This is a genomic window from Pantoea rodasii (assembly GCF_002095465.1).
In the GTDB taxonomy this organism is placed as follows: Bacteria; Pseudomonadota; Gammaproteobacteria; order Enterobacterales; family Enterobacteriaceae; genus Pantoea; species Pantoea rodasii.
The window spans coordinates 1-7,005 of sequence record NZ_MLFP01000044.1 but is presented as its reverse complement, the minus strand read 5'-3'; the positions used below and the strand labels follow the sequence as shown (position 1 = coordinate 7,005).

The window sequence follows — 7,005 nt, the reverse complement described above, 5'->3', positions numbered from 1 at the left end:
CCGCGCTGGTCATCACGCTCAGCGCGGGCATCAGCGCGCTGGTTGCGCAGGCGGTGCAGCCGGACTACGTGGTGTTTGATATGAAAGGCACCATCGACACCTTCCGCCAGCAGACGGCGCAGTCTGCGCTGGATAAGGAAAAGCTGGAGGCGCTCACGAAGCGCTTCGGCTCGGCGCTGGACGCGAGCCTGTCGGACTGGCAGGCCGCGCACGGCGGCGTCATCCTGGTGAAGGGGGCGGTGGTGGCCGGCGTCACCGACATCACCCCGGTGATTCAGGCCGATATCGTCCGCCAGATGCAGGCGGCGCCATGAGGCGGCTCGCCACAGCGGTTGTTCTGCTCGCTACAGCGGTTGTTTATCCCGCGCAGGCGAAAGAGCTGGGCACTGTCGGGCATCTGTTTCCGATTGCTGAGCCCGACCTGCTGACCTTTATCGGCCAGCGTCTGCAGGGCATGAAGGACAGCGGCGAAATGGACCAGCTGCAGCGTGAGGCGGAGGCGCGGGTGAAAGCCCACGCCGTCAGGCCGGCATCGGTGGCCGGGCTGACGCCGGCGAAAACGGCCCGCGCGTTTCTGTATGACCCGACCTTCACGGTGCGCGAGACCATCCGGGACATGCGCGGCAACGTCATCGCGAGGGCGGGCGATAAGATTAACCCGCTGGATAAGGTCGCCTTCAGCGAGACGCTGTACTTCATTGACGGCGACAACCCGCAGCAGATGGCGTGGCTGAAGCCGCAGCTCGCCGGGCAGCAGAACTTTAAAGTCATTCTGGTGAAGGGCAACGTGCACGACAGCAGCATCACGCTGGACGAGCCGGTGTACTTCGACCAGTACGGCACGTTAACAACAAAATTCGGCTTTGAGCACACGCCGGTGCGCATCACGCGCGCCGACAGGATGCTGAAGGTGGAGGAGGTGGCGCTGAAATGAGTCACAACGCACGGGGGCAGACGGCCCCGCAGAAGGTAAAACGTCACAACGCGCAGGTGCGTCTGGATGACGACGACAAATCCGGCTGCGCCGCATGACCGCAGAGTTCCCGCTGTACTCGGAGTCGATGATTTTACGCGCGGCGCTGCAGACGCTGCTGGCGTGCAGCGGAGAGGTCCGGTCGGCTATCGTGCTGGCGTCGCTCACGGACAAAGACGTGGGTGAGGTCATGCGCCAGTTCGGCATGACGGTCCTGACCGGGGGGCCTCATGCAGAATGAGCGGGTGCCAAACCTGGTTATTGACGGGACGTCTTCTGTAGCACCTTCCACCCAGCCAGACGCAGAGCCAGCTGCGCACCCGGTCCGGAGCGCGCCCGCGCCGCAGACGCACTTCAGCAGGGAGGCCTTCGTACAGAATCAGACGGCGGGTCATGATTATTACCTGAGCGAATGCATGTCAGATCACTGCCAGACCAGCGAAAACGGTGGAGGTATTCCGGGCTATGCCCTGATGATCGTCCTGTTCGTTCTGGCCTGTGTCATCGCCCGGGGAATACTTCATCTTCTGCCTCTCCGCCCATGCAAACGATGCAGGGTTAAACTTTCCGGCCCCGTCATGCACGGCATCCCGGCACCCGCGCCGGCACAGTTTGGCAGTCCGGCAATGGCCGCACTCGCACTCGCGCATGAGCAGGCCGCCTACTGGCAGCAGCTGCTGGCTGCCTTCGCGGCCGCCATAGAGGCGGAAGGTTTTACCTTCGGCACCGATGCAGGGGAAAAAGTGGCGTTGCCACACGACACGCGCGCGCTGGCAGGTGCGGCGATTGTAAAAGCGCGCTCACGCCATATTTCGCCGCAGCGGAGTGAGGGCGATCTGGAAGATTTCCTGCTGCAGGCGGCGAGAGACGGTTACGCGGGCTGCTGGGCGGACTGGTGTCAGCGCGGCGCAGAGGCGGCCGGCTGGTATGTCATCAGGCGTGAGGTGAACCCGCCGGCTGACCGCGGGTCAACGGAGTGAGGAGCAGAATATGACATACACCGAAACAGGCGTTTTATCCGTAATAGCCGTGTTGGCAGGGGGAGGGTTAATTAACCTTGTTAACTTTCTACTTGAAAGTTCGCGCGGTCGTCAAAAGGTTCCTCCTGAAGAAGAGCCCCTTCACCGGAATGGCATGGGAAAGGCCGAAGAGGAATACAACGCGAAGCTACAACGCCTCGGCGTGACCGACAGATGGTTCCGGCACGCGTGGCCGCTCACGCAGATAAGCCTGATGTGGTGCGGGCCGCCTGACTCACTCACGAGCGATATTCCGGCAGCGCTGCGGGCGGCGTCCGGCGAACTGTCGCGCAATGGTGCGAGGGATTTCAGCTGTGGCTGCCTTGCTGACGCGGGAATTGCGCCGGGCCTGATGTGGCATATCGCTTCGCGTGTCACCGAAACGGAACCGTCCGTGTATATGGATGAGTACGGCAGTAAAACCCGCCCCGGGGCCTGGCGCCGCGGGTTTAAATACGTCCTGATGCCCGACAGCCAGGCGTGCGTGGCCATCCTGCTGCAGGGCACCCGGCACACCACCGCAGCGATGCTTTCATTTTATCTGTCAGAAGTGGCAGACAGACTTGAGAAAGGCGACGTAGACGGAGCGGCGCATGCTGACGACAGCGGCTGGGCCTTCCGTACCTTCCCTGCCGAATCTCCGGCAGGCGATACTGCTAACGGGTAACATACGCACTGGCGCATCATCGGATAGGGCAGGATCACGGAATGTACGATAAGGAATGGCACTGGGAATTCAGTTTTTCGCTGACACACTACGCGCTGCTCATTGTGCTGGGCCTGGTGGTGGCCACGCTGTGGTGGCGTGCGGTGGCGGATTTCCGCGGGCTGCGCCGTAAAGAGCAGCGCAACGCGGCCATGCAGAACGGTGACGCGGCCTTCTGGCACGCACGGTGGCGCAAAGATCGCGTTAACGTGGTGCTGGAATTTATCATGGCCATTATCGTTACCCTGGCATCCGCCTGCGTACTGGCGTTTTTTCTTCCGCATTACTGACTGATATTCACCCCGTTTCCTCCCCGCGGCGCGCAGACTGTTCGTTCCTCGCGTGCGCTGCGGTACGCCTCAGCCTGCCCCCCGCAGGCAGGCCTGATTAACGTCTGACCCCGGCAGCCCCGCTGCCGCAACCACGGAATTTCCTCTTATGACACACCCCGCTGAAATATCGGCTCAGCCGGTCGTGCGCGATCGCTGGGGCGGCTGGACGCATCCGGCCTTTTTCTGCCGGCAGACGGCAATGAATACCCACAGCCTGGCGAGTTTGAGGCCTGGCTGAACGCGCATCATCTGCAGGCGGCGACCACCTGGATGGAAAACGACGTCCCGGACTGGATGATGTCGGACTACCGGAAAACCGGTAACTGCGGCGCGTGGCAGCCTTCGGGCCCGGCAGGCGAGGGCTGGTTTACCGGCAGCATCCACGACACGGACGACGGCCCGGTGTGCGTATGGCTCAGACCTGATGCACAGGAGCCGGACGCATGAGGCGCTTTCTCCTGATAATGTGCCTGCTGACGGCGGGCATCATGGCAAAACCGGTGATGGCGGCAACCAGCAACGCCGGCGACGGTCGCTGGGTAAACCCCATCAGCGACGTGTGCTGGAAGTGCCTGTTTCCCATGACGCTCGGCAGCATCCAGCTGGCCTCCGGCGCCCATCCGGACACGCCGAACCCGGCCTCGCCGATTCAGCTGTGCCCCTACGGTATCTTTTACCGGCTGGGGCTGGCCATCGGCTTCTGGGAGCCGCTGGCGCTCACCGACGTGACCCGCGAGCCGGGCGTGATGGTGAACATGGGCGGTTTCAAAATTGACCTCGGACGCACCGGCACCGGGCGCGGGGGTCAGAGCGACGCGCCGACGCCCGGGAGCTTCTACCACGTGCACTGGTACAAGTACCCGCTGATTTACTGGCTCAACATCATCACCAGCGAAGGCTGCATGCAGACCGGCGACATGGACATTGCCTACCTCTCCGAGGTGGATCCGCTCTGGAACGACAGCACGCTGGCGATGATTTTAAACCCGGAGGTGGCGCTGTTCAGCAACCTGCTGGCGCAGGGCGCCTGCGCGGCGGACTCCATCGCCTCCACCGCGGGCGTGCCGCTGGACCCACTGTTCTGGTGCGCCGGTGCGCAGGGCTCGATGTACCCGTTCACGGGCTTTACCAGCAACGAGTTTTCCCCGCTGGAGGCCTCGCTGCTGGTCAGCGAGCGCATGGCCTTCAAGCTGCACCGGGAGGGACTGGTGATGGAGACGGTCGGGGCGGACGTGGCCGTGTGCTACGAATATCCGTCCCCGATCATTCCCAAGTCCCGCTGGCGTTATCAGATGGTGAACATGTACCCCGAACCCTCGGACTGTCACCCGTTCGGCACCACCACGCAGCTGTGGGGATCGGTGCACAACTCCCCGTCGTCGAAGAAGAACTTCGGCTACCTGATGTGGCGCAAGCGCAACTGCGTTTACCTGTAAGGACTCAGCATGAATATTCCACTGACTACGGCGCTGGCCCTCAGCGCCGCGCTGCTCTGCGCGTCCGCGCAGGCGGCAGAGCAGACCGTGATTTCCGGCAGCGACATGACGTACATGAAACAGCAGCAGCGCGAGCTTGAACTGTTCAAAGCCAGCTGCAGGGCACGAACATCACCCTGCCGACGCGCAGCAGGGGCGGGTGGCGCAGATGCAGAATGAGATTGCCGCCGCGCAGGCAGACCAGAACAGCGCGAGCCGCCCGGCGCCGCGCGCGGTGTACTTCGTGAGCCTGGGCATTCCGGAAAAGGGGCTGCTGCCGATGCTTGCGGATGCGCGCCGTTTCGGCATTCCGGCCACGCTGCGCGGCCTGCTGAACAATGACTTCCGCCAGACCGCGGAAAAGATGTTTGAGCTGTCCAAAAAGGACAAGCAGGCGGGCGTACAGATTGACCCCACCCTGTACCATCAGTACGGCATTAAGGCCGTGCCCGCGCTGGTCGTCACCTGCGGCGGGAAGTTTGACGTGCTTTACGGCAGCCTGCCGGTGCAGCAGGCGCTGGAAGAGGTGAAGCAGCGCGGTGACTGCGCCGGAACGGCCGCGCAGATGCTGCAGGGCGCGGAGGGAGCGCGATGAAATGGCTAATCCCATTCCTGGCGCTCGTCGTGGTGCAGCATGCTCACGCCGATGCGGCCAGCGATGCTTACAGCGCCGGGGCGAGCCTTGCAGGCAGCAGCAAGGGGCAGGGAACGGCGGCGGCGAAAAATACCGATCCGTCATCCGTTATCCCGGGCTATACGTCGAGCCCCTCGCAGAGCGGCTACTACGGCGGCGTGCAGGGCGGTGACGGGGGCATCAGCGACAAGGGCCAGACCGAACTCAGTCAGAACGAGGCCGGGCAGGCCATCACCGACTCGTCCACGAAGAATCCGGCGGTGACCATTGACCCGAACGCCGACTTTATTCAGAACGGTAAAAACGCCGAGGCGAACAGCGGCACCATCGTGGACGGCACCAACCAGCAGTGCACCACTAAAGTGGTGTCAAAGTCGGTGTTTGAGAACTACAGCTGCGACCGCGACGTGGCGCAGGTGCAGACGTGTGCGCGTACCGGCAGCATTCAGGTAACGGGGTCAAAGGAAACCTACAGCACGCAGCTTATACTGGACGCCGCAAATTCAACACCAGTCCGTGTGGATGATTACTGGGTACGCTTTGACTTTACTGTTCCGGATTCCGGCGTGGTCAGCGCCGGGACATGGGAATTTCTTTATCCAAAGTCATCAAGCTATCACAGCCAGGATGGTAATCGACTGTGGTACCTCCTGAAAGCCTTCGACTTCACGAAAGATCATGCCCTGGTAAACAATAGCGGCCCGGCGACGATCACCCCGCAGCGCGTAACGAAAGGCCAGATAGTTTCACTGTACGTAAAATACCATACTGACGGCAGCGCGGATTCAGGCCCTGACGGCATAATTTATTCCGTCAGTCACGGAAACTATGTATTCAGGATGACCTTTCCGCTGGCGGCGGAACGAGACACCACAACCTCACAGGTCGTCTGGAGTGAATCCTGCGGCTTCGACAAGTCAAAGGCCACCGGCACGGCGGGCTCGGTATGCACCGATCCGGGCGGAAGCCGGACGGTAAATCAGAACGGCAATGATTATACGCAGAGCGCCTCATGCTGGCAGTACTCAGACGCCTACATCGTGCCGGTGAGCTCAACCGGCAACTGCAGCACCCTGATGGCTAACAAAAACTGCACCGTCTCAGCCCGCAGCTGCACGCAGGCGGAAGGCAGCACCTGCCTGCACGAACAGGATACCTACCAGTGTCAGACCATCTACAGCTCGCAGGGCCTGCTGTGCGGCGGAGACTATATCTGCCAGTCCGGCAGCTGTGATGAAACGAACGGCGCCGGTGACAGCGGCTTTGATACCGCGGTGGCCAAACTCGCCGGGCTGGCCTCGGCGGGCGACGACGTGAAGGCCGACCAGGTGAACGTTAAGGCGTTTACCGGACAGGCCCTCTACTGCCGTAAGGCGATGGCCGGATTCTCCAACTGCTGCGTTGACACCGGCTGGGGTAATAGCGCGGGGCTCGCCAACTGCAACAGCGACGAGATGGCCATCGGCAAAGCTAAAGCGAAGAAAGTCACGGTGCTGGTCGGCGAAGCCTGCAACCGCGCGGTGCTCGGGGTGTGCGTGCAGAAAAAGCAGGCCTACTGCGTGTTCGGCGGCAAGCTCGCCCGCATCATTCAGGAGCAGGGCCGTCGCGACCAGCTGCACGTGAGCTTTGGCAGCGGTGACTCGCCCAACTGCCGGGGCATTACGGTGCCCGAGCTGCAGGCCATCAACTTTGACCTGATTAACTTCCAGGACTTTTACAGCGACCTTGTGGCCAACCAGAAAATCCCTGACTCCGCCACCATGGTGAAGCAGGCGAAAGATCGCATCGCCGCGCAGGTTAACGCCCAGACGGGAGGAAAATAATGAAGCAGACGCTGCTGGCCTGCCTGCTGATGGACCGGCCACC

The 7,005-nt window shown here is 62.1% G+C and carries 9 protein-coding genes and 1 pseudogene; all 10 read left to right on the top strand.

Going from position 1 to position 7,005, the window contains the following annotated elements:
- The coding region (gene trbI, locus HA45_RS23115) for a type-F conjugative transfer system protein TrbI (RefSeq protein ID WP_128599088.1) at positions 1-314 on the top strand (314 nt) is incomplete at its 5' end.
- On the top strand, positions 311-934 hold the full coding sequence (gene traW / locus HA45_RS23110; RefSeq protein ID WP_100701687.1) for a type-F conjugative transfer system protein TraW: 624 nt from the start codon (positions 311-313) through the stop codon (positions 932-934). The genes trbI and traW, both read left to right, overlap by 4 nt.
- 94 nt (positions 935-1,028) lie before the next feature.
- Positions 1,029-1,214, top strand: a complete 186-nt coding sequence (locus HA45_RS23105; protein WP_244563523.1) for a hypothetical protein — start codon at positions 1,029-1,031, stop codon at positions 1,212-1,214.
- Positions 1,215-1,551: 337 nt separating this feature from the next.
- Positions 1,552-1,953 (top strand): hypothetical protein, encoded by a 402-nt coding sequence (locus tag HA45_RS23100; protein WP_100701689.1) that lies wholly within the window; start codon positions 1,552-1,554, stop codon positions 1,951-1,953.
- Positions 1,954-1,963: 10 nt separating this feature from the next.
- On the top strand, positions 1,964-2,659 hold the full coding sequence (locus tag HA45_RS23095) for a hypothetical protein (protein ID WP_128599087.1): 696 nt from the start codon (positions 1,964-1,966) through the stop codon (positions 2,657-2,659).
- A 41-nt stretch (positions 2,660-2,700) separates the two neighbouring features.
- On the top strand, positions 2,701-2,988 hold the full coding sequence (locus HA45_RS23090; RefSeq protein WP_034822869.1) for a hypothetical protein: 288 nt from the start codon (positions 2,701-2,703) through the stop codon (positions 2,986-2,988).
- A gap of 339 nt (positions 2,989-3,327) precedes the next feature.
- On the top strand, positions 3,328-3,477 hold the full coding sequence (locus tag HA45_RS29215; RefSeq protein WP_366557365.1) for a hypothetical protein: 150 nt from the start codon (positions 3,328-3,330) through the stop codon (positions 3,475-3,477).
- Positions 3,474-4,466, top strand: coding sequence for a conjugal transfer pilus assembly protein TraU (traU, locus tag HA45_RS23080; protein WP_100701692.1), 993 nt, complete (start codon positions 3,474-3,476; stop codon positions 4,464-4,466). The genes HA45_RS29215 and traU overlap by 4 nt, the downstream gene beginning before the upstream one ends.
- Before the next feature lie 9 nt (positions 4,467-4,475).
- Positions 4,476-5,100, top strand: a pseudogene (trbC, locus tag HA45_RS23075) (type-F conjugative transfer system pilin assembly protein TrbC).
- Complete coding sequence (traN, locus tag HA45_RS23070) at positions 5,097-6,962, top strand: type-F conjugative transfer system mating-pair stabilization protein TraN (RefSeq protein ID WP_100701694.1); 1,866 nt, start codon at positions 5,097-5,099, stop codon at positions 6,960-6,962. Before trbC ends, traN begins: the two are co-directional and overlap by 4 nt.
- Positions 6,963-7,005: the final 43 nt, after the last annotated feature.